This is a genomic window from Streptomyces sp. NPDC051020 (genome assembly GCF_040683105.1).
Lineage (GTDB): Bacteria > Actinomycetota > Actinomycetes > Streptomycetales > Streptomycetaceae > Streptomyces.
Window position 1 is genome coordinate 1 of sequence record NZ_JBFBCG010000071.1, and the last position, 19,084, is coordinate 19,084.

17 protein-coding genes, 1 tRNA gene and 3 pseudogenes are annotated in these 19,084 nt (G+C 70.5%); 10 read left to right on the forward strand and 11 right to left on the reverse strand.

The genetic code is table 11. The annotated features are described in order from the left end of the window. From AB0N06_RS29510 to galU, 8 genes and pseudogenes are all read right to left on the reverse strand, one after another. Positions 1 to 262, reverse strand: a pseudogene (locus AB0N06_RS29510) (hypothetical protein); the annotation flags it as partial. Positions 263 to 307: 45 nt separating this feature from the next. Then, positions 308 to 381: transfer RNA gene (locus AB0N06_RS29515), tRNA-Ala, on the reverse strand. An 88-nt stretch (positions 382 to 469) separates the two neighbouring features. Continuing rightward, complete coding sequence (gene glpR / locus AB0N06_RS29520) at positions 470 to 1,594, reverse strand: gephyrin-like molybdotransferase receptor GlpR (protein WP_366137739.1); 1,125 nt, start codon at positions 1,592 to 1,594, stop codon at positions 470 to 472. Between the two features lie 162 nt (positions 1,595 to 1,756). Then, on the reverse strand, positions 1,757 to 2,362 hold the full coding sequence (locus AB0N06_RS29525; RefSeq protein WP_366137740.1) for a GNAT family protein: 606 nt from the start codon (positions 2,360 to 2,362) through the stop codon (positions 1,757 to 1,759). 17 nt (positions 2,363 to 2,379) lie between these two features. Beyond that, entirely contained in the window at positions 2,380 to 2,904 is a 525-nt protein-coding gene (locus AB0N06_RS29530) for a MogA/MoaB family molybdenum cofactor biosynthesis protein (RefSeq protein ID WP_366137741.1), read from the reverse strand. After that, a complete protein-coding gene (moaC, locus tag AB0N06_RS29535) occupies positions 2,901 to 3,401 on the reverse strand; it encodes a cyclic pyranopterin monophosphate synthase MoaC (RefSeq protein WP_366137742.1) in 501 nt (166 codons plus the stop codon). The genes AB0N06_RS29530 and moaC overlap by 4 nt, the downstream gene beginning before the upstream one ends. A 123-nt stretch (positions 3,402 to 3,524) precedes the next feature. Continuing rightward, the gene (glp, locus tag AB0N06_RS29540) at positions 3,525 to 4,835 is read right to left on the reverse strand and encodes a gephyrin-like molybdotransferase Glp (RefSeq protein WP_366137743.1); all 1,311 of its coding nucleotides are present in this window, start codon (positions 4,833 to 4,835) and stop codon (positions 3,525 to 3,527) included. 4 nt (positions 4,836 to 4,839) lie between these two features. Further along, entirely contained in the window at positions 4,840 to 5,742 is a 903-nt protein-coding gene (galU, locus tag AB0N06_RS29545; RefSeq protein WP_366137744.1) for a UTP--glucose-1-phosphate uridylyltransferase GalU, read from the reverse strand. 94 nt (positions 5,743 to 5,836) lie between these two features. On the opposite strand from galU, the gene AB0N06_RS29550 reads away from it, so the two are divergent. Further along, positions 5,837 to 6,430 carry a 5-formyltetrahydrofolate cyclo-ligase gene (locus AB0N06_RS29550; protein WP_366137745.1) on the forward strand — a complete coding sequence of 198 codons (594 nt, stop codon included), beginning with the start codon at positions 5,837 to 5,839 and terminating at the stop codon, positions 6,428 to 6,430. Positions 6,431 to 6,487: 57 nt separating this feature from the next. Here the strand turns inward: AB0N06_RS29550 and AB0N06_RS29555 are convergent, their stop codons facing one another. Then, positions 6,488 to 9,238 carry a penicillin acylase family protein gene (locus tag AB0N06_RS29555; protein ID WP_366137747.1) on the reverse strand — a complete coding sequence of 917 codons (2,751 nt, stop codon included), beginning with the start codon at positions 9,236 to 9,238 and terminating at the stop codon, positions 6,488 to 6,490. 261 nt (positions 9,239 to 9,499) lie between these two features. On the opposite strand from AB0N06_RS29555, the gene AB0N06_RS29560 reads away from it, so the two are divergent. From AB0N06_RS29560 to AB0N06_RS29585, 6 genes and pseudogenes are all read left to right on the forward strand, one after another. Then, entirely contained in the window at positions 9,500 to 10,987 is a 1,488-nt protein-coding gene (locus AB0N06_RS29560; protein ID WP_366137748.1) for a potassium/proton antiporter, read from the forward strand. Between the two features lie 272 nt (positions 10,988 to 11,259). After that, a complete protein-coding gene (locus tag AB0N06_RS29565; RefSeq protein ID WP_366137749.1) occupies positions 11,260 to 12,543 on the forward strand; it encodes an MFS transporter in 1,284 nt (427 codons plus the stop codon). 66 nt (positions 12,544 to 12,609) lie between these two features. Further along, complete coding sequence (locus AB0N06_RS29570; protein WP_366137750.1) at positions 12,610 to 12,951, forward strand: FmdB family zinc ribbon protein; 342 nt, start codon at positions 12,610 to 12,612, stop codon at positions 12,949 to 12,951. A gap of 91 nt (positions 12,952 to 13,042) precedes the next feature. Next, complete coding sequence (locus AB0N06_RS29575; protein WP_358857607.1) at positions 13,043 to 13,876, forward strand: S-methyl-5'-thioadenosine phosphorylase; 834 nt, start codon at positions 13,043 to 13,045, stop codon at positions 13,874 to 13,876. Between the two features lie 149 nt (positions 13,877 to 14,025). Continuing rightward, positions 14,026 to 14,613, forward strand: coding sequence for an RcpC/CpaB family pilus assembly protein (locus AB0N06_RS29580; protein ID WP_366137751.1), 588 nt, complete (start codon positions 14,026 to 14,028; stop codon positions 14,611 to 14,613). A gap of 141 nt (positions 14,614 to 14,754) precedes the next feature. Beyond that, positions 14,755 to 14,925 (forward strand): annotated as a pseudogene (locus tag AB0N06_RS29585) (MscL family protein); the annotation flags it as partial. Between the two features lie 25 nt (positions 14,926 to 14,950). Here AB0N06_RS29585 and AB0N06_RS29590 read toward each other — a convergent pair. Continuing rightward, complete coding sequence (locus tag AB0N06_RS29590) at positions 14,951 to 15,178, reverse strand: hypothetical protein (RefSeq protein WP_366137752.1); 228 nt, start codon at positions 15,176 to 15,178, stop codon at positions 14,951 to 14,953. A 39-nt stretch (positions 15,179 to 15,217) separates the two neighbouring features. Next, positions 15,218 to 15,409: pseudogene (locus tag AB0N06_RS29595) on the reverse strand (hypothetical protein); the annotation flags it as partial. A gap of 361 nt (positions 15,410 to 15,770) precedes the next feature. On the opposite strand from AB0N06_RS29595, the gene AB0N06_RS29600 reads away from it, so the two are divergent. From AB0N06_RS29600 to AB0N06_RS29610, 3 genes are all read left to right on the forward strand, one after another. Next, on the forward strand, positions 15,771 to 16,958 hold the full coding sequence (locus tag AB0N06_RS29600) for a low temperature requirement protein A (RefSeq protein WP_366137754.1): 1,188 nt from the start codon (positions 15,771 to 15,773) through the stop codon (positions 16,956 to 16,958). A gap of 10 nt (positions 16,959 to 16,968) precedes the next feature. Continuing rightward, entirely contained in the window at positions 16,969 to 18,048 is a 1,080-nt protein-coding gene (locus AB0N06_RS29605) for a P1 family peptidase (RefSeq protein ID WP_366137756.1), read from the forward strand. Positions 18,049 to 18,227: 179 nt separating this feature from the next. Continuing rightward, positions 18,228 to 18,998 (forward strand): DUF6227 family protein, encoded by a 771-nt coding sequence (locus AB0N06_RS29610; protein WP_366137757.1) that lies wholly within the window; start codon positions 18,228 to 18,230, stop codon positions 18,996 to 18,998. The last annotated feature ends 86 nt before the right edge of the window (positions 18,999 to 19,084 follow it).

The following is a 19,084-nucleotide window of genomic DNA, read 5'->3' on the forward strand; positions in this document are numbered from 1 at the left end:
CTGCGAGAAGTTCGGCCACTACCGCACGTACGAGAGCAGCCGCTGCTTCGCCAAACCGCTTCAGGAGTCGTGATCCAGGTCCTGTCCCGGTCCAGGGCGTTGCGAGGAACCCGGGCAGCGCGGCGTTGAACCGCTCCGGCTGCTCCAGATCCGGCAGATGCGCGGCGCAGCCGACGACGGCGAGCGCGGAGTGCGGGACCAGCCGGTGCAGGGCCTCCCCGCCCGCGACCGGCGTGTACGTTCCCTCACCGTACGCGGGCACAAAGAGCCCCTACCGGGTTTCCCCGGTAGGGGCTCTGAGCTGCGGTGGACCTGTGGGGATTTGAACCCCAGACCCCCTCGATGCGAACGAGGTGCGCTACCAGACTGCGCCACAGGCCCTTGCAACGAGTGAAACTCTAGCACCCTCACAGGGGTGCTTGGAAATCCGTTCCCTTGCTGGTCAGCCGGGTCGGCGTCGGACCGGGTCTCACTCGTTGGCGGCGCGGGGCCGGTCGCCGTCCTCGTACTGGTCGAAGAGCGGGGTCCGGCCGTGGTCGCGGGAGCGGCGGGACGAGCCGGTGCGCTGGCGTGGCGCCGGTTCGACCGGGGGTGCGGCGGAGGGCGCGGTGCCCGTCTGGGTCGGCTCGGCCGTGCTGGACCGGGCCGCGCTCCAGGTCTCCGGGTTGCCGACCTCGACGCCGCCCGTGGCGCGCGGGGCGACCGGTGCGGTGACGTACGTCGGCAGCGGGACCGGGACCGGCTCCCAGCTGTCGCCCTGGACCCGGCCGCGTTCACGCTGCTGGTCGACCCATTCCGCGTGGTCCGTCTGCTCGACCAGGGCACGGCGGCCCGCCTCCTGCGGAGAGACCGCGGGGGCGGGCTCGGGCTCCGGGTGGCGCGCTTCGGGCTCCTCGTCGGACTCGGCGGGGGCCGTCGTCGCGGGCTGGTGCCTGCGGGGACGGTTCTCGCGCAGGCGCTGCGCCGCGACCTCCGCCCTGCGCCGGTCCATGGTGAAGACGAACCGGCGCCGTTCCTGGGCGCGCAGATGCACGATGTACATGCTCAGCAGCACCGCCGGCACCGCGGGCGCCCACAGGAAGCGGAGACCGCCGACGGCGGCGACGACCGCGCCGAGGGTGAAGGCGAGGAAGAGGACCGAGGTGGTGCGCCGCCGGCGCGCGAGGACCTGGGAGCGCTGGGCGCGCCGGGCGCGCTCGACGTCGGTCCCGCCGGGTCGTGCGCGCCGTCCGGACACGGGCGCGTGTACGGGTCTGTCCTGGGCCTGCGGCTCCGGTGCGCGCGCCGGGTCGTGCAACCGGGCTTCGGTGTGCGCCGGAGGCGCGGCAAACGCCCGGACGTCCACGGAATCCATTCGATCCGTGTCCACGTCCGGGTCGACGTCGGGGCCCGCCTCCTCGGCGGTGCGTTCCCGCAGCTCCTTGGCGTACCGGCGCTCCATGGCCGCCCGTCCGGACAGCAGCCGGATGGCGGTGCTGAAGCGTTCTGTCGGACGGGCTTCATTGAGCTCGTCCTGCCTGCGGAGCCACATCGGCACCAAGTAGGCGGCCCAGGCCCCGACGATGACTGCGTAGATGAGGCCGCTGCTGCTCACGTCTCACACCGTAGAGGGGTTTGCACGGAGGCATCCGCCAATTGGCCCGGTGTGTCGCACGATCCGGCTGATATCGCGGACTTTTTTGTGACTGTTTGCATCGGCAGTCGGCGTTTGTGCGTTCATCAGCGGTCGCGCATCGATTAATTTCGAACACTTATTTTATTTTGCGTGGCGTTCTGGTCGTGACTGGTGCCAGCGCCGGAGCAGCCCGTCGGGCACCTCCTCCACCGTGAGCGCGAAGATCAGATGATCCCGCCAGGCACCGTCGATGTGGAGATAGCGCGGACGCAGCCCTTCCTCGCGGAATCCGAGTTTCTCCACGACCCTCCGGCTGGGCCCGTTCTCCGGCCGAATGCACACCTCGATGCGGTGCAGTCCGACCGTCCGGAAACAGTGGTCGACAGCGAGCGCGACCGCGGTCGGCATCACACCGCGGCCCGCCACGTCCCGGTCCACCCAGTAGCCGACGTGTCCCGAGCACATCGACCCCCAGGTGATCCCGGCGACCGTCAACTGCCCGACCAGGCGCCCCTCGTACTCGATGGCGAAGGGCAGCATCCGGCCCGCGTTGGCCTCGGACCTCAGATGGCGGATCATCTGACGGTACGTGGGGCGCCGGGCGACCGGGCCGCCCGGGGCGGGCGGTGGAACGGTCGCCTCCCAGGGGCGCAGCCAGTCGCGGTTGCGCCGGTTGACCTCGCGCCACACGCGCTGGTCCCGCAGCTTTATCGGCCGGAGGGTGATGGCGCCGTCCGTCAGGATCACCGGCCAGGTCGGGACGTTCAGCTCGGGCTCCCGGGTCGGGGGTGGTCGCCGCCGCGGAGCTGGTCGACGGCGTGCACCAGAAGACGTTCGAGGACGGCAAGCCCGTCCCGTACCCCGCCGGTGGAGCCGGGGAGGTTCACGATGAGGGTGCCGCCCGCCACACCCGCGAGGCCACGGGAGAGCGCGGCCGTGGGGACCTTCTCACGGCCCTCGGCGCGGATCGCCTCCGGGATGCCGGGGATCTCGTGGTCAAGGACGCGACGGGTGGCGTCCGGGGTGCGGTCGGTCGGTGAGATGCCCGTACCGCCGGTGGTGACGATGGCGTCGTACCCGGCGGCCACCCCGGCCCGCAGGGCCTGTTCGACGGGGTCGCCGTCGGGGACGACCTGCGGCCCGTCGACGGCGAAGCCGAGCGCGGTGAGCGCCTCGACGATCAGTGGACCGCCCCGGTCGGCGTAGACACCGGCCGAGGCACGGTTCGACGCCGTGACGACAAGGGCGGTGTACGGGGCGGGCGGCGCCGCTCCGGTGGGCGCCGTCATGCGTCCGGTCCCTCCGGCGCCGGGCGCCGGTAGTCGCCGGACTTGCCGCCGGACTTCGCCTCGACCCGGACATCCGTGATGACCGCGCTCTTGTCGACCGCCTTGATCATGTCGATCACGGTGAGCGCGGCGACCGAGACGGCGGTCAGCGCCTCCATCTCCACGCCCGTGCGGTCCGTCGTCTTCACCGTGGCGGTGATCTCCACCGCGTCCTCGGCGACGCTCAGATCGACCTTCACACCGGAGACGGCGAGCGGGTGACAGAGCGGAATCAGCTCCGGGGTGCGCTTGGCACCCATGATCCCGGCGATGCGGGCGGTGGCGAGGGCGTCGCCCTTGGGGACTCCCTCGCCACGGAGCAGTTCGACAACGCGCGGCGAGACCAGGACCCGGCCGCTGGCGCGGGCGACGCGCGCGGTGACGTCCTTCTCGGACACGTCGACCATCCGGGCCGCGCCCGCCTCGTCGAGATGCGTCAGCCTGTTCTGCGTACTCACTGAACTCCGCCTAGCGGTAGGGCGCCGGTTGCCCGCTCGGCCTGCACCGGGGTGCGGCCGGGGGCCCGAGGGGTGTCCCCGGTAAGGCACAGCGGCAGACACCGTACCGCCACCGGCCGGTGTTCAGCGGAGCAGGATCACCTCGGTGACCGTGCCGGGCTCCGCGGAGGTGACGTCCTCGGGCAGCACGATCAGCGCGTCCGCCTGGGCGAGGGCCGCGATCAGATGCGATCCGGAACCGCCGACGGGGGTGACGGTGCCCGCCTCCGCGTCGTACGTGCCGCGCAGGAACTGACGCCTGCCGGGCGGCGAGGAGAGCGCTTTGTCGGTGTTCAGCGTGGCCCTGACGGTCGGGCGGGTCACCTCTTCCAGGCCCATCAGCGTTCGGATCGCGGGGCGCACGAACAGCTCGAACGAGACGTACGCGGAGACGGGATTGCCGGGCAGCGCCAGCAGCGGTGTGTGCTCCGGGCCGATCGATCCGAAGCCCTGCGGCTTGCCGGGCTGCATGGCGAGCTTGCGGAAGTCGATGCCGCTGCCCGGCTCGTCCTCGTCGCCGACGGAGGACAGTGCTTCCTTGACCACGTCGTACGCACCGACACTGACCCCGCCCGTGGTGACGACGATGTCCGCGCGGATCAGCTGGTCCTCGATCGTGGCGCGGAGCGAATCGGCGTCGTCCGTGACGGCTCCGACCCGGTAGGCGATCGCTCCGGCGTCGCGCGCGGCGGCCGCCAGCGCGAAGCTGTTCGAGTCGTAGATCCGGCCGCCGGTCAGCTCCTCACCGGGCTGCACGAGTTCGCTGCCGGTGGAGATGACGACGACCCGCGGCCGCGGACGCACCTTCACGGTGGAGCGGCCGATCGCGGCGAGCAGCCCGATCTGCGGCGGCCCGATCACCGAACCGGCCCGCAGCGCCAGATCGCCGGGCTGCACATCGCTGCCGCGGGCCCGGACATGGGCGCGGGCCTCGACCGGGCGGTGGACACGGACCTCGCCGCCCGCGACCTGCGGAGCGTGGCTGTGGGCGCGCATGGTGTCCGCCGGGCCGCCGCCCGTACCGCCGTCGGTCCACTCGACCGGGACGACGGCCTCGGCACCGGCCGGCAGCGGTGCGCCGGTCATGATGCGTGCGGCCTCACCCGGTCCCACGGTCTGGTCGCCAAGGAGCCCGTCGCTGCCCGCCGCGATGTCACCGATGACCGTGAGCACCGCGGGGAACTCCTCGCTGGCGCCCTCGACATCGGCGATCCGGACCGCGTACCCGTCCATCGAGCTGTTGTCGAAGGGCGGCAGGGCGATCTCCACCATGACGTCCTCGACGAGGACGCAGCCCTGGGCCTCGGGCAGTTGCAGCTCGATGGGTTCGAGCGGCCGCACGGCGCCGAGGATGTCTTCCAGGTGCTCGTCCACCGACCAGATCGTGCTGCTCAAAGTGCTACATCTCCTCGGTGACATATCTGCGGAGCCAGGTCCGGAACTCCGGGCCCAGATCTTCACGTTCGCACGCGAGTCTGACAATGGCACGCAGATAGTCGCTCCGGTCGCCGGTGTCATAGCGGCGCCCCTTGAAGACGACACCGTGCACCGGGCCGCCGATCTTCTCGTCCGCGGCGAGCAGCTGCAGCGCGTCGGTGAGCTGGATCTCACCCCCGCGGCCCGGCTCGGTCCTGCGCAGGATGTCGAAGACGGCAGGGTCGAGGACATAGCGCCCGATGATGGCGAGATTGCTGGGCGCATCGCCCGCGTCGGGCTTCTCGACCAGGCCGGTGACCCTGACGACATCGCCGTCCGTGGTGGTGTCGACGGCCGCGCAGCCGTACAGGTGGATCTGCTCCGGCTCGACCTCCATCAGCGCGACGACGCTGCCGCCCTCGCGCTCCTGGACCTCGACCATGCGGGCGAGCAGCGGGTCCCTCGGATCGATCAGGTCGTCGCCGAGGAGGACCGCGAACGGCTGGTCACCGACGTGCGGTGCGGCGCACAGCACGGCGTGGCCGAGGCCGCGCGGGTCCCCCTGGCGGACGTAGTGCATGGTGGCGAGGTCGCTCGACTCCTGGACCTTCTGGAGCCGTTCGGCGTCTCCCTTGCGGGTGAGCGCCGACTCCAGCTCGTAGTTGCGGTCGAAGTGGTCCTCGAGCGGGCGCTTGTTGCGGCCGGTGATCATGAGTACGTCGGAGAGACCGGCGGCCACCGCCTCCTCGACGACGTACTGGATCGCAGGCTTGTCGACCACAGGCAGCATTTCCTTGGGAGTGGCTTTGGTGGCCGGCAGGAAGCGGGTACCGAGTCCCGCGGCCGGAATGACAGCCTTGCTGATCCTGGGGTGCAACTGAGTCATGCGCGCAACCATAACCGGTGAGCACGGGCGGAAGATTAGCCTCCGGTTAACTTTGTACTTCTATATGCACATACGAGAGATGCGCAGGTGCACGTTGAACACCGACATGTCCGGAAAGGCCTCGCTCAGGCGTCAACTACTCGCCTCGCGATCCCTCCTGACCAGCGAAGACGTCGAAAATGCCGCGATGGTTCTGTCCCGGGGCGCAGTCGGTCTCACCGAGCTCGCCGGGGCCCGTACCGTCGCCGCCTATGTCTCAGTCGGGAGTGAACCGGGAACCCGTGCGCTGCTGGACGCGCTGCGCGCGCGGGGCGTACAGGTACTGCTGCCGGTGCTCCTCCCGGACAACGATCTGGACTGGGCGCCGTACGAAGGTGCCGGCCGCCTCCGCCCGGCGGGCCGCGGGCTGCTGGAGCCGGACGGTCCACGGCTCGGTCCCGACGCCGTCCTCGACGCGGACGCGGTCCTGCTGCCGGGCCTCGCGGTGGACGGACGCGGGATGCGGCTCGGCCGGGGCGGCGGTTCGTACGACCGGGTGCTGGCCCGGCTCGCGGCCGCGGGCGCGCACCCCGCGCTGATCGTCCTGCTCTACGACAACGAGGTGGTCGCGACGGTTCCCGTGGAACCGCACGACCACCCCGTGGACGCCGTGGTGACGCCGGCCGGAACGCGGCGCTTCACCGGCTGACGGCCGGCACCGCGCCAGGCCCGTCGGCCCGTACCCCGCGGTGCCGGGTCCGCCGCCCTACGACGGCTTGAGCGTCAGCGTGTCCTTCGTCGACTTGGCCACCGCGTTCGTCCCGAAGGACCAGTCGAGCAGGTCTCCGGTGGCCCACTTGTCGGTCTGATCGGTGTAGTGCGCGCTGAACGCGTGACCGGACGCGCCGGTGAGGTTGATCCAGCGGGACTTGTCCCAGTCCCCCACGTTGACGACCATGCGCATCGACGGGACCCAGATGACCTCGTAGCCGCCGGCCGCGTTCCACCCGCTGGCGTTGACTGCGGCCTCGCCGCCGCCCAGGTTCCACGGGCCGCGGTTGAGGGCCCGCTGGAGCAGATCGGGGCCTTCGGTACCGAGGGTCTGGTTCTTCAGGGTCAGCTGGTGCAGCCGGCCCCAGCTCCAGGTGGAGATGTCCTTGCCGAGCTTGGCGGTCAGCTCCCAGCGGGCGTCCTTCATGGCGCGGGCGAAGAGCTCGTCACGGTTCTCGGTCGCCTTGTCCTTGCGCTTCTTCGGCGCCTTCCACCAGTCGTTGTTCTCGTCGTCCACGAGGTTGGAGACCACCTCGTACCAGCGGTCGCCGCCGTCCGGCTGCGCCGAGTCAGCGTCGCGCTGACCGCACTCGCGAACCGGCTTGTCCTGCTCGTCGACCGGGCCCGTGCTGTCGGCCGGGAGCACGGTGAGGCATTCGCCCTTGACCCGCATCTCCTTGGGCAGCTTGTCGCCGAAGGCCAGCTTCAGGATGTTGCGCCAGACCGCGTTGAAGTACGCGGCGGCCGCCGAGTCGGGCTCCTGGGTGTAGTCCCAGCCCTCCAGGAGCTTCTGCGCCTCGCGCACGCTCTTGTCGGAGACCTTGATCTTCATCAGTTTCGGCACCAGCAGCGCGGCGATCTCACTGCTGTTGTCCATCTGCATCTTCTGCATGTCTTCGGTCGAGATCTTCTCGCCGCCCTTGATCTTCGACTCGATGAGGCCGCTGATCCGCTGGCTGCGGGTGCCGTAGCCCCAGTCCTTGGTGAGCAGGTGGGGGTACTTCTCGTCGACGACGGCCTGGTTGGCGGTGACGATGTAGCCGCGCTTCGGGTTGTATTCGTACGGCAGCGCGTCGAACGGGATCGGGTCCTTCTTCCAGCCGTACTCCGAGGTCCAGCCGGGGCTCGGCATCGTGCCGTCGCCCGTCTTGCGGACCGGGATCTTGCCGGGGGCTTGGTAGCCGATGTTCCCCTTGTCGTCCGCGTAGATGAGGTTCTGCGAGGGGACCTCGAAGTGCTCGGCGGCGGCCCGGAAGCTCTTGAAGTCCTTGGCGCGGTTGAGCTCGAAGACAGCGTCCATGGACTTGCCGGGTTCCAGCGCGGTCCACTTCAGGGCGACTCCGTAACCGTCGGCGCGGTCCGGCGCGGAGTTGCCGACGGGGGCCTTCTGGCCGACCTTCTCCAGCTCGCTGCTGCGGTCGGAGATCAGCGGGCCGTTGTTGGTCTCGCGCACGGTGATGTGCCGACTCTCGCCCCCCGCGACCTTGATGGTCTCCTCACGGGTGACGAACGGCTTCACCTTGCCGTCGTACCGGTAGCCGTCGCCGGAGACCTTCTCCAGAAAGAGGTCGGTGACGTCGGCACCGAGGTTGGTGAACCCCCAGGCGATGTCCTGGTTGTGACCGATTATCACGCCCGGCATGCCGGAGAAGGTGTACCCGGCGGTGTCGTACTGGCAGGTCGCCGAGATCTGACGGCAGTGCAGCCCCATCTGGTACCAGAGCGAGGGCAGCTGCGGCGCCAGGTGCGGGTCGTTGGCGAGCAGCGGCTTGCCGGTTGTCGTGTAGGCGCCGGAGACCACCCAGGAGTTGGATCCGATGCCGTTGCCGTTCGGACCGAGCAGCGCGGGGATCCGGTCGAGGGTGTCGGAGAGCGAGGCGAGCTGGGTGTTCACCCCCTCGGTGGCACCCTGCACGGTGCTCGCGCCGACGCCGGAGGTCGGCGTCGCCTTCGGGTCGAACGTGCCGGTGACCGACGAGATCGCGCCCTCGCTGACGATCGGATCATGCTTGTCGTACGGGTACGCCGGGTACAGGTCCCCGATCTGCTTCTCGCTGAGCCTGCTGGTCATCAGCGAGCGGTCGATCTCGTCCTGCATGTTGCCGCGCAGGTCCCAGGCCATCGCCTTGAGCCAGGCGACCGAGTCGACCGGAGTCCACTTGGTCGGCTTGTAGTCGTTGGTGAGGCCGAGCGCGGCGTACTCGACGGAGATGTCCTTGCCGTCGCGCCCCTTGAGGTAGGCGTTCACCCCGTCCGCGTACGCCTGGAGGTTCTTCTTGGTGTCCGCGGACAGGACGGTGTCGTACTCCTCCTGCGCTACCTTGCGCCAGCCCAGCGTGCGCAGGAAGGCGTCCGTGTCGACCTGCCCGGAGCCGAACATCTCGGAGAGCCGGCCGGCCGTCATATGACGGCGGACGTCCATCTCCCAGAAGCGGTCCTGCGCCTGCACGAAGCCCTGGGCGCGGAACAGGTCGGCGTCGGAGTCCGCGTAGAGCTGCGGGATCCCGTAGCTGTCGCGCCTGACGTCGACATTGCCGGCGAGGCCGTCGATCTTGATGGAGCCGTTCGTCTGCGGGTACGAGGCCCGCACTGTGGTCACGGACCAGAACGCGCCGTAGCCGATACCCGCGACAAGCGCCAGCACCAGGACGATCACGATCAGGCGGGCGCGTCGCCCCTTCTTCTTGCCGGTCTTCCCACCGGCGGAACCGGAAGAGCCGGAAGAGGCGGTTGTGTTGGCGGGCATCGCTGTCCTTCGAGGGGCAGGGTGGTCCTGGGAGTGCAGGAGCAACCATAGGCGCAGCACCGAAGCGGCTCCGACGCGGTATCGGGATGCATCGAATCGAGAAGCGATCGCACGAACGCTCGAAGCCGTCAAGAAAGCGTTAACGATTAGGTAAGGTAACGAAGTACCGGCCGCCGGAAGACGATTCGGCAGGCGTATGCAGGGAAGGAACGGCCACTGACTGTCCACGCGCTCAACGAACTCCTGCTCGTCTGCTCGCTCGTGCTGCTCGTCGCCGTCGTGGCGGTGCGCATCTCGTCCCGCAGCGGGCTCCCCAGCCTGCTCCTGTATCTCGGCATCGGGATCGCCATAGGGCAGGACGGGATCTTCCACGTCAAGTTCGACAACGCCGAACTCACCCAGGCGTTCGGCTACGCCGCTCTGGTCGTGATCCTGGCCGAGGGTGGCCTGGGCACGAAGTGGAAAGAGATCAAGCCGGCGCTGCCTGCCGCCGCCATGCTCTCGGTCGTCGGCGTCGCGGTGAGCGTCGGCGTCACCGCGGCCGGGGCGCACTATCTGGTCGGTCTGGACTGGCGGCAGTCGCTGATCATCGGCGCGGTCGTCTCGTCGACCGACGCCGCCGCGGTCTTTTCCGTGCTGCGCAAGGTGCCGCTGCCGGCCCGGATCACCGGTGTACTGGAGGCCGAGTCCGGCTTCAACGACGCCCCCGTGGTGATCCTGGTAGTGGCCTTCTCGACCAGGGGGCCGGTGGACAGCTGGTACGTGCTGGTCGGCGAGATCGCCCTGGAACTGGCGATCGGCGCGGCCGTCGGTATCGCCATCGGCTGGCTCGGATCGTTCGGACTGCGTCGTGTGGCCCTGCCCGCGTCCGGTCTCTACCCGATCGCGGTGATGGCGATCGCCGTCTCCGCGTACGCGGCGGGCGCCATGCTCCACGGCAGCGGCTTCCTCGCCGTCTATCTGGCCGCGATGATCCTCGGCAACGCCAAACTGCCCCACTGGCCGGCCACCCGCGGCTTCGCCGACGGGCTCGGCTGGCTGGCACAGATCGGCATGTTCGTCCTTCTCGGACTGCTGGTCGCCCCGCACGATCTGCTCGATGACTTCTGGCCCGCGGTGATCGTGGGTCTGGTGCTGACGGTGGTGGCGCGCCCACTGGAGGTCTTCATCTCGCTCATCCCGTTCCGGATGTCCTGGCAGGAGAAGACCTTCATGTCATGGGCGGGGCTGCGCGGTGCCGTACCCATCATCCTGGCGACCATTCCCATGGTGTCCGGGATCGAGGGCTCCACCCGGGTTTTCAACATCGTCTTCGTGCTCGTCGTCGTATACACCCTGATCCAGGGACCGACGTTGCCCTGGGTGGCAAAAGCCCTGAAGATCGCCGAGGACCCGTCCGAGGCCGCCGACCTGGGCATCGAGTCGGCGCCGCTGGAACGGCTGCGCGGTCATCTGCTGTCGGTGGCGATCCCCGCCAAGTCGAAGATGCACGGCGTGGAGGTCTCCGAACTGCGACTGCCCGCCGGCGCCGCAGTCACCCTGGTCGTACGGGAAGGCAAGAGCTTCGTCCCCGCGCCGTCGACGGTGCTGCGGCGCGGGGACGAACTGCTGGTCGTCGCGACCGATCCGGTACGTGACGCGGCGGAGTCGCGACTGCGCGCAGTCGGCGAGGGCGGCAAGCTGGCCAGCTGGCTGGGGACCGACGGGCCCAGGAGAGGGACCAGCAGCGGCGCGAGGGCTCATCACTGACCATCCGAAGCGCACGACCAGGATTCCGCGCACCATCACAGGCAGGCACCTGCCTGTAGCATGAAGGAAACCTGATCGACCAACTCTGCCTGATGCAGAGCTGGCGCGACCGTATGGCGGTCGTGGCGTCCTCCGCCTCTGCAGCGAGCGCCCGGCATCTACCGCAGTTCCGCGCGAAGAGGACAGCTCTCGGCAGCCCCCGTACGGGATCGGCACCCACAAGGTGCGGACCGGCGGGGGCACCGCTACCAGGCGGCAGAAAGGCATGGACCGTGGCGTCCACGGTCTCCGACCGCCCCGGTTACGGGCAACTGCTGCGCACCCCCGGTGCGTGGACCTTCCTCCTTCCGGGCTTCGCCGCACGGCAGCCCTTCGCGATGCTGACCATCGGCATCGTCCTGCTGGTGCAGCACACCACCGGTTCGTACGGCAGCGCGGGTGCTGTCGCCGCTGTCACCGGCGTCTCCATGGCGCTGTTCGCACCCCAGAGCGGCAAACTCGCCGACCGCATCGGCCAGCGCGCCGTCCTGCTGCCGGGCGTCCTCGTGCACGCGGCGTCCGTATCGGCACTGACCGCACTCGCCCTGGCGGACGCGCCGCTGTGGCTGCTGTTCCTGGCCGCCGTGCCGACGGGGGCGTCCGTCCCCCAGATCGGGCCCATGGTGCGGGCCCGCTGGGCCGCCCTGCTGGGCGCGGCGCCCGGCCGGAAGGCCTCGCCGCTGATGCCGACCGCCGCCGCCTTCGAGTCGGTGACGGACGAGTTCACCTTCGTCATCGGGCCGGTCCTCGCCACCGCACTGTGCACCGGCGTGCACCCGGCGGCCGGGCTGATCACGGAAGCCGCGCTGACGCTGCTGGGCGGGCTGTTCTTCGCGGCGCAGCACCGCACCCAGCCCGCGGTCCGAGCCACCGCGGCCACCACCTCCGAACAGCGCGTCTCCGCTCTGTCCGTGCCGGGAGTACGGGTGCTCGCGGTGGCCTTCCTCGGGATCGGCGCGGTCTTCGGCGGCATGCAGGTCTCACTGACCGCGTTCACCGAGGAGATCGGCCGGCCCGGCGCGAACGGCCTGCTGTACGGGATCTTCGCGGCTGGCAACATGCTGGCCGGGATCGCCTGCGGCGCCATCGCCTGGAAGAGCGGGCCGCGGCGCAGGCTGATCGCCGGATACGCGGCGCTGACGCTGACCGCTTCGGGGCTGTGGGCGGTGCACTCCGTGCCGCTGCTGGCCGGGCTCGGACTGCTCGTCGGGCTCTCCATCGCACCCGCGCTGATCAGCGGATACACGCTGGTCGAGACACTGGTTCCGGCGTCCGCGCGGACCGAGGCGTTCACCTGGCTGACGGGCTCGATCGCGCTCGGCCAGGCGGCTGCGGTGACGGTCGCCGGACGGCTCGCGGACGCCCACGGCGCGAGCACCGGCTTCGTGGTGCCACTGGTGGGGACCATGCTGGCCCTGGCGACCCTCGTGACCCTGCGTTCGCGGCTGGCACCGAGGGCATCGGGGCGGACCGTGGCACGTGGTATCGGTCACCGAGAGCCGGTCACGGTGGACTGATCCAGCGGAATACGTCACTATGGAGCGTCGTTAGCACTCATTGAGTCAGAGTGCCAGGAGGATCAAGTGCCGACCTATCAGTACCAGTGCACCGAGTGCGGCGAGGGCCTCGAGGCGGTGCAGAAGTTCACCGATGATGCCCTGACCGTGTGCCCGAGCTGCGAGGGACGCCTGAAGAAGGTGTTCTCGGCGGTCGGCATTGTCTTCAAGGGTTCCGGTTTCTACCGGAACGACAGCCGCGGATCGTCGTCGAGCAGCACGCCGTCGTCTTCGTCCGCGAAGACATCCGGTTCCGCTTCGTCTTCTTCGACGGGGTCGGACTCGAAGGCGTCCGCGTCGTCCACCGCGTCCTCCTCTTCCTCGTCGTCGTCCTCCGCGTCGTCGTCGAGCAGTACGTCGGCCGCCTGAGCCGAGGTACGCAGCTTCACACTTCGTCCGAGGGCCCTGCCGATCCGATCGGCGGGGCCCTGGGCATGTGTGGCCCCGCTAGTGTGATCGCATGGTGAACGCAGAGATCGGTGTCATCGGCGGCTCGGGCTTGTACTCCTTCCTGGAGGACGTCACCGAGGTTCGCGTGGACACCCCGTACGGACAGCCGAGCGATTCCCTCTTCCTCGGCGAGATCGGCGGCCGCCGGGTCGCCTTCCTCCCCCGCCACGGACGCGGCCACCATGTGCCGCCGCACCGCATCAACTACCGCGCCAACCTGTGGGCGCTGCGGTCCGTCGGCGTACGTCAGGTGCTCGGCCCGTGCGCGGTCGGCGGGCTGCGCCCGGAGTACGGACCGGGGACGCTGCTCGTACCGGACCAGATGGTGGACCGCACCAAGGCCCGTACGCAGACGTATTACGACGGGGAGACCCGGGCGGACGGGGTGGCGCCGAACGTGGTGCACCTGGGCTTCGCCGACCCGTACTGCCCCGAGGGGCGCAAGGTCGCGCTGGCGTCGGCCCGCGGCAGGGGTTGGGAGCCGGTGGACGGCGGCACGCTCGTCGTCGTCGAGGGGCCGCGCTTCTCGACCCGGGCCGAATCGCGCTGGCATGCGGCGATGGGCTGGTCCGTGGTCGGGATGACCGGGCATCCGGAGGCCGTGCTCGCCCGCGAACTGGGGCTCTGCTACACGACGATGACGCTGGTGACGGACCTGGACGCGGGTGCCGAGGCAGGCGAAGGCGTCTCCCACGGGGAGGTGCTGAAGGTGTTCGCCGCCAACGTGGACCGGCTGCGGTCGGTGCTCTTCGACGCGGTGACCGCGCTGCCCGCGGAGGGGGATCGTCACTGTCCCTGTGCGAAGGCGCTGGACGGGATCGAGACGGGGCTCGAACTGCCGTAGGGGGCTGCCCCGGTGGCGAGCGGGTGACGGAGTTGTCCACATCGTGGGGGCTGTCCACAGGGCTCAGCGGGAATCTCGCGGAAGGCGGAGGGTGAGGGGCGTCGGCGTTCGTCCGGACTCCGCGCTCCTCACGACTGGTGGTGTTGGCCATGTTCCCGCCCGCTTCTGCGACCTCTTCCTCGTCTCATGTACGCCCGTCCGTCCCGGGGCCGCCGGTGCCGGCGCCGGCGCCCTGCGGGGTGCCCCCGTTCGCGCCGTTACGGGTGCGCGGGGGCGGGGGGCGTCGGCTGCGGCGTGCGATGTGGCGGCGGCGTCGCGCGATGGCGGCCGGGCTGGCGCTGACGGCCGCGGCGCTGGCGGCCGCGGGACTGGGCGGCGGTGAGGCGCCGAGCGGTGCCGGGGGCGCGGCAAGTGCCGGGCCCGGAGTGAAGCGACGGCCGGTTCCGCTGGTGTCGGCACCGGTCCGGATCGCGGATGCGGCAACGGTCCGGCTGCTGCGCCCCGGCGACCGCGTCGATGTGATCGCGGCCGAGGGCGCCGGGGGCGATGCCAGAGTGGTGGCCAAGGGGGCCCGGGTGGCGGCGGTGCCGCGGGCGCCGGCCGAGGGCTGGGCCGAGGATCCCGCGGAAGTTCCTGCGGCGGGCGGCGCGCTGGTCGTGCTGTCCGTGCCACGGAGCACGGCCGCGTCGCTGGCGGGCGCGGGGATCTCGGGCCGGCTGGCGGTGACCCTGTGCTGAACCCGACCCACCGCCCTCTGCGCACTGATGCGCCGTCAAGCAACCGGCCGGAAGGCATGCATCGGGTGGTTCTGCCTCGTACTGCCCCAGGTTGCGGAACGGTTCGCTCCGCCTATGGCACACACGGCGGAAGACTCACTCGTGAGCGAGAAGAAGGCCGTCCTGGCGGAGGGCTTCAAGGCCTTCCTGCTGCGCGGCCATGTGATCGACCTGGCGACCGCGGTCGGCATCGGGGCGGCATCCACCGACATCGCGATCGCGATCGTCAAGGGCGTCATCATCCCGCTCGTGGGCGCGTTCGGCACCAGGGATCCGGGGCGCGGGCACGACGAGCAGCTCAGACGTGGTGGGGCGGCTTCTCGTCAAAGAAGCGCGCAAGGTCGGTGGAGCCGTCGCCGACCGGGGCCCGCTCACCCCACCCTCGGTCCGTATCGTCCGCGGACTGCTGGTCCAGTGGATCGTCGAAGATCAGAGCCGGCTTGGGCTTCCTCTGTTCCGGTTGTACGGGGTGTGCCGGCTGTGTCGGTTTCGAATCGCGCGGTCCGGAGGCGGGGGCGGTGCTCATGTCTCCAGGGTACGGCGGCTCTCCCGGGTACGGCAGCTGTCAGCGTTCCTTCGGGTCGAGCATCCAGAGCCCGAGGACGACGGTGAAGGACAGGCAGAGGAAGCCCGCGCCCCACCAAGCCGTTGCGGTGTTGCCCTTCATCCGTCCGTCGACGATGACCGTCAGGCCCCGGAGCCGGCCGATGACCACGGTCATGGCGAGGGTCAGCCGCGCCGTCAGCTTCGCCGCCCGGACGGCGCGCAGTCGGACTTTCGGGCGGCGCGCAGGCCGTGCGACGCGAAGGGACGAGGCGGACGGTGGACCTCCTTGGCCCGCGCCTTCCGAAGCCGTCCGTACGCCTCTCCCTCCGCTGCCTTCCTTGCACTCCCGGTGTCCGCCGGTCAGGGCCCGCACTGACCCGCGGCGCAGGACCCGACCGTCCGGCCGCATGGCCCGGCTCCGGGCTTCACGCCCCTCACACCTGCGGTTGGGTTCGGCACTGTGGCCCACCGTCCACTGGCGAACGCATGCGCAAGAATCTCCGGGAGGCATTCCCCGATCGGGCTGCGCGTCCCGACGCCCGCCCTCGGGGCAGTCTGCTGTGCTGGGGCGTATGCCCCGGATGACTGCTCGCAGCCGCACCGAGGAACACCGCGCCTCGACCCCGCTGGAGCTCTTCTTCGACCTGTGTTTCGTCGTCGCCGTTGCCCAGGCGGGCGGCCGTCTCGTGCACGCCCTCGCCGAGGGGCACCCCGGCGCCGGGATCGCCGGCTATATGGCGGTCTTCTTCGGGATCTGGTGGGCCTGGGTCAACTTCTCCTGGTTCGCCTCCGCGTACGACACCGACGACGCGCTGTACCGCGTGGTCACGTTCGTCCAGATCACCGGCGTGCTCATCTTCGCCGCCGGGGTGCCACGCGCCTTCGACAACGGGGACTGGACGCTCGGCGTCATCGGCTATGTGGTGATGCGGCTCGCACTGACCAGCCAGTGGCTGCGCGTGGCCCATGGCACCGAGGGTGCGGAGCGCACGGTCGCACGCCGGTACGCCACCGGCGTCGTCCTGGCCCAACTGGGCTGGATCGGCATGCTGTCCGTGCCCGCCGGTGCCAACGGCGCCCGTACCGCGGTCTTCGTCGTGCTCGCCCTGTGCGAGCTGGCGGTCCCGGCGATCGCCGAGCGCGACCTCGGGACGAGCTGGCATCCGCACCACATCGGCGAGCGGTACGGGCTGTTCACCATCATCGTGCTCGGCGAGACGATCGCCGCCGCGACGATCGCCGTCCAGGAGGCGGCCGACGAGCACGAAGCGCTCGACGAACTGCTGCCGGTCGCCGCGGGCGGGCTGCTGCTGGTCTTCGCCGCGTGGTGGATCTACTTCGCCGTGCCGATCCACAGCTATCTCCGCGGCAAAAGGCAGGCGTTCCTCTGGGGATACGGCCACTACGTGATCTTCGGCTCCGCCGCCGCGATCGGCTCGGGCATCGAGGTCGCGGTGGAGGAGGTCATCGGCAAGGCGCATGTGTCGACGACGGCCGCCTCGGCCGCCGTGACGGTCCCCGCCGCGGTCTATCTGCTGACGGCGTGGCTGGTCCACGCCCGCCACTTCAAGCGCGACCTCGCGGAGCAACTGGCCCTCCCCCTGGCTGCGGTGGCCATCCTTGGCTGTACGTTCACCGGGAAGTGGGCGGTCCTCGCGGCCGGTTTGGTGGCGGCCGCGACGGTGGCCGTCAGGGTGTCGCTGTCACGACGCACGGCACCGGGCGTACCGGCCGCCGCAGTTCCGCCGAACCGGATGTGAGGAGCACGGGATGACCGGACAGGATGCACAGATTCCGCTGCCACCGGCGACAGGGGCGGTGGACGCGCTGACCGATGTCGCCGGGCTGCGCGTCGGTCATGCGCAGGTGCCGGGCGACGGCGCACTGAGCGGCACCACTGTCGTCCTCGCCCCCGAGGGCGGCGCCGTCGCGGCTGTCGACGTACGCGGCGGTGGCCCCGGCACCCGGGAGACGGACGCACTCGACCCGCGCAATCTGGTGCAGCGGATCGACGCCGTCGTCCTGACCGGCGGCAGCGCCTACGGCCTGGACTCGGCGTCCGGCGTGATGGCCTGGCTGGAGGAGCAGGGGCGGGGTGTGCGGGTCGGCCCCGATCCGTCGCAGGTGGTGCCGGTGGTCCCGGCCGCATGCATCTTCGATCTGGGGCGGGGCGGCGACTGGCGGGCCCGCCCTGACGCCTCGACCGGTCGCGCCGCCGTGGAGGCCGCAGCCGGTACGGAGCCGGGCGCCCCCGTCGCCGAGGGCGGGGTCGGTGCGGGTACGGGCGCGGTCGCCGGTCAGCTCAAGGGCGGCGTGGGCACGGCGAGCGTGCGGCTGCCCTCCGGTATCACGGTCGGCGTGCTGGTCGTGGTGAATGCGGCGGGCTCCGTGGTCGATCCGGTGACCGGGGTGCTGTACGGGGAGTATGGCGCCGCGGAGCCGCCCGTACACCCCGCGGCGGAGATCCACGAAACCGCCGTGCGCCGCCTGGCCGAAGCACGGGAGGCGAACGCGCTCCCCACGCTCAACACCACGCTCGCCGTCGTCGCCACCGACGCGGATCTCACCCGGGCGCAGGCACAGAAGCTCGCGGGCACGGCGCACGACGGGCTGGCTCGCGCCGTGCGGCCCGTACATCTGCTGACCGACGGGGACACGGTCTTCGCGCTGGCCACGGGCGAGCGCCCGCTGCCGCAGGAGAACCCGATCGCTCTGAACGAGCTCCTGGCAGCGGGCGCGGACACCCTGACCCGCGCCGTCGTGAAGGCCGTACGGGCGGCGGAGGGCGTCGACCTCCGCCCGGGCGCAGGCGTCCACCCCTCGTACAGCGATCTCTACGGCCCCCGCTGACCCGCCCGCCGCAGCCGGGTGCCCACCGACTCGCCATCCGCAGAAGGAAGTTCGGGCGAATCGCCAGGAACCTTCCGCACGCGTCATACGTTTTCAGGAACCCCGGTCACGATGTCAGACCCAGGGACTACGTTAAGCACGCATCAAGTAACACGCGGCGACGGCCTGGAGACAGCACCTTGAGCGATCCGTACGAGACAACCGAGCAGCATCTCGACCGACTCCTACGACGGGCACTCAACTCTTTCGACCTGCCCGACTGCACGGTCGATCGGCTCGGGACCGCGCTGGCCCACAGCAGTTCCCTGCACTCCTCGCACCACAGTTCCGTGCTGCATCGCGAAACCTACCGGCACACCTACCTGCTGGCCGACGGCTCCGCGCTCACCTTGTGGGAGCTGGTCCACAGCACCGCCGGGGATGCGGCGGACCCTCGGTCGCGGAGGCAGCCCGTTTTCCAGCGCCACGAGTTGTACGACGACGAGGCGGACGTCCAACTCGCTTCCGCCCGGCTGTCCGGCAGCTTCTCCGACGTACCTGCGTTCGGCGAGGACAGCCCGCAGGCCGACCTGGAGATACTGACGGTCCTGATGGCCACTCCACCGGCCCCGCTGCCCCGGATGTACGCGCCGGACAACTCCGCGGACCACGCCCGCCGGGTCCTGCGCCGCGCGGAGAACAGCGACGTTCCGGGCGAGGCGACCGCGCGCCTCCTGCGGGCCGCCTTCGCCCACCACATCACCCAGATCTTCGGCAGGCAGTGCCGGGTCGACGGGCGGGACGCCGGATTCACGCTGTACGAGCACGCGTTCCTGCTCCTCGACGGCAGTGAGACGAGCCTCTGGGAGGTCGAGCACACGGCGACGCCGGACGGTCGCCACATGTGCGAGGTGTACGGGGACGAGAAGACGGCACGCGAGGCCATGGAGAGCCGCACGCGCATCTGCTGACCGCTGCGCTGCCCGCCGCCGCCCGTTCGCCGAGGGAGACTGCCGCCGAGCCGCACGCAAAGGTGCCCGCGCCCCCGAGGGGGTGC

Bases quoted from the DNA above. Each gene is read 5' to 3' on its own strand.
- AB0N06_RS29555 (WP_366137747.1), bottom strand. From the start codon at position 9,238: ATGCCCGCCAACACAACCGCCTCTTCCGGCTCTTCCGGTTCCGCCGGT.
- AB0N06_RS29600 (WP_366137754.1), top strand. From the start codon at position 15,771: ATGCCCCGGATGACTGCTCGCAGCCGCACCGAGGAACACCGCGCCTCG.
- AB0N06_RS29580 (WP_366137751.1), top strand. From the start codon at position 14,026: ATGTTCCCGCCCGCTTCTGCGACCTCTTCCTCGTCTCATGTACGCCCG.
- AB0N06_RS29605 (WP_366137756.1), top strand. From the start codon at position 16,969: ATGACCGGACAGGATGCACAGATTCCGCTGCCACCGGCGACAGGGGCG.
- galU (WP_366137744.1), bottom strand. From the start codon at position 5,742: ATGACTCAGTTGCACCCCAGGATCAGCAAGGCTGTCATTCCGGCCGCG.
- AB0N06_RS29530 (WP_366137741.1), bottom strand. From the start codon at position 2,904: ATGACGGCGCCCACCGGAGCGGCGCCGCCCGCCCCGTACACCGCCCTT.
- AB0N06_RS29575 (WP_358857607.1), top strand. From the start codon at position 13,043: ATGGTGAACGCAGAGATCGGTGTCATCGGCGGCTCGGGCTTGTACTCC.
- AB0N06_RS29590 (WP_366137752.1), bottom strand. From the start codon at position 15,178: ATGAGCACCGCCCCCGCCTCCGGACCGCGCGATTCGAAACCGACACAG.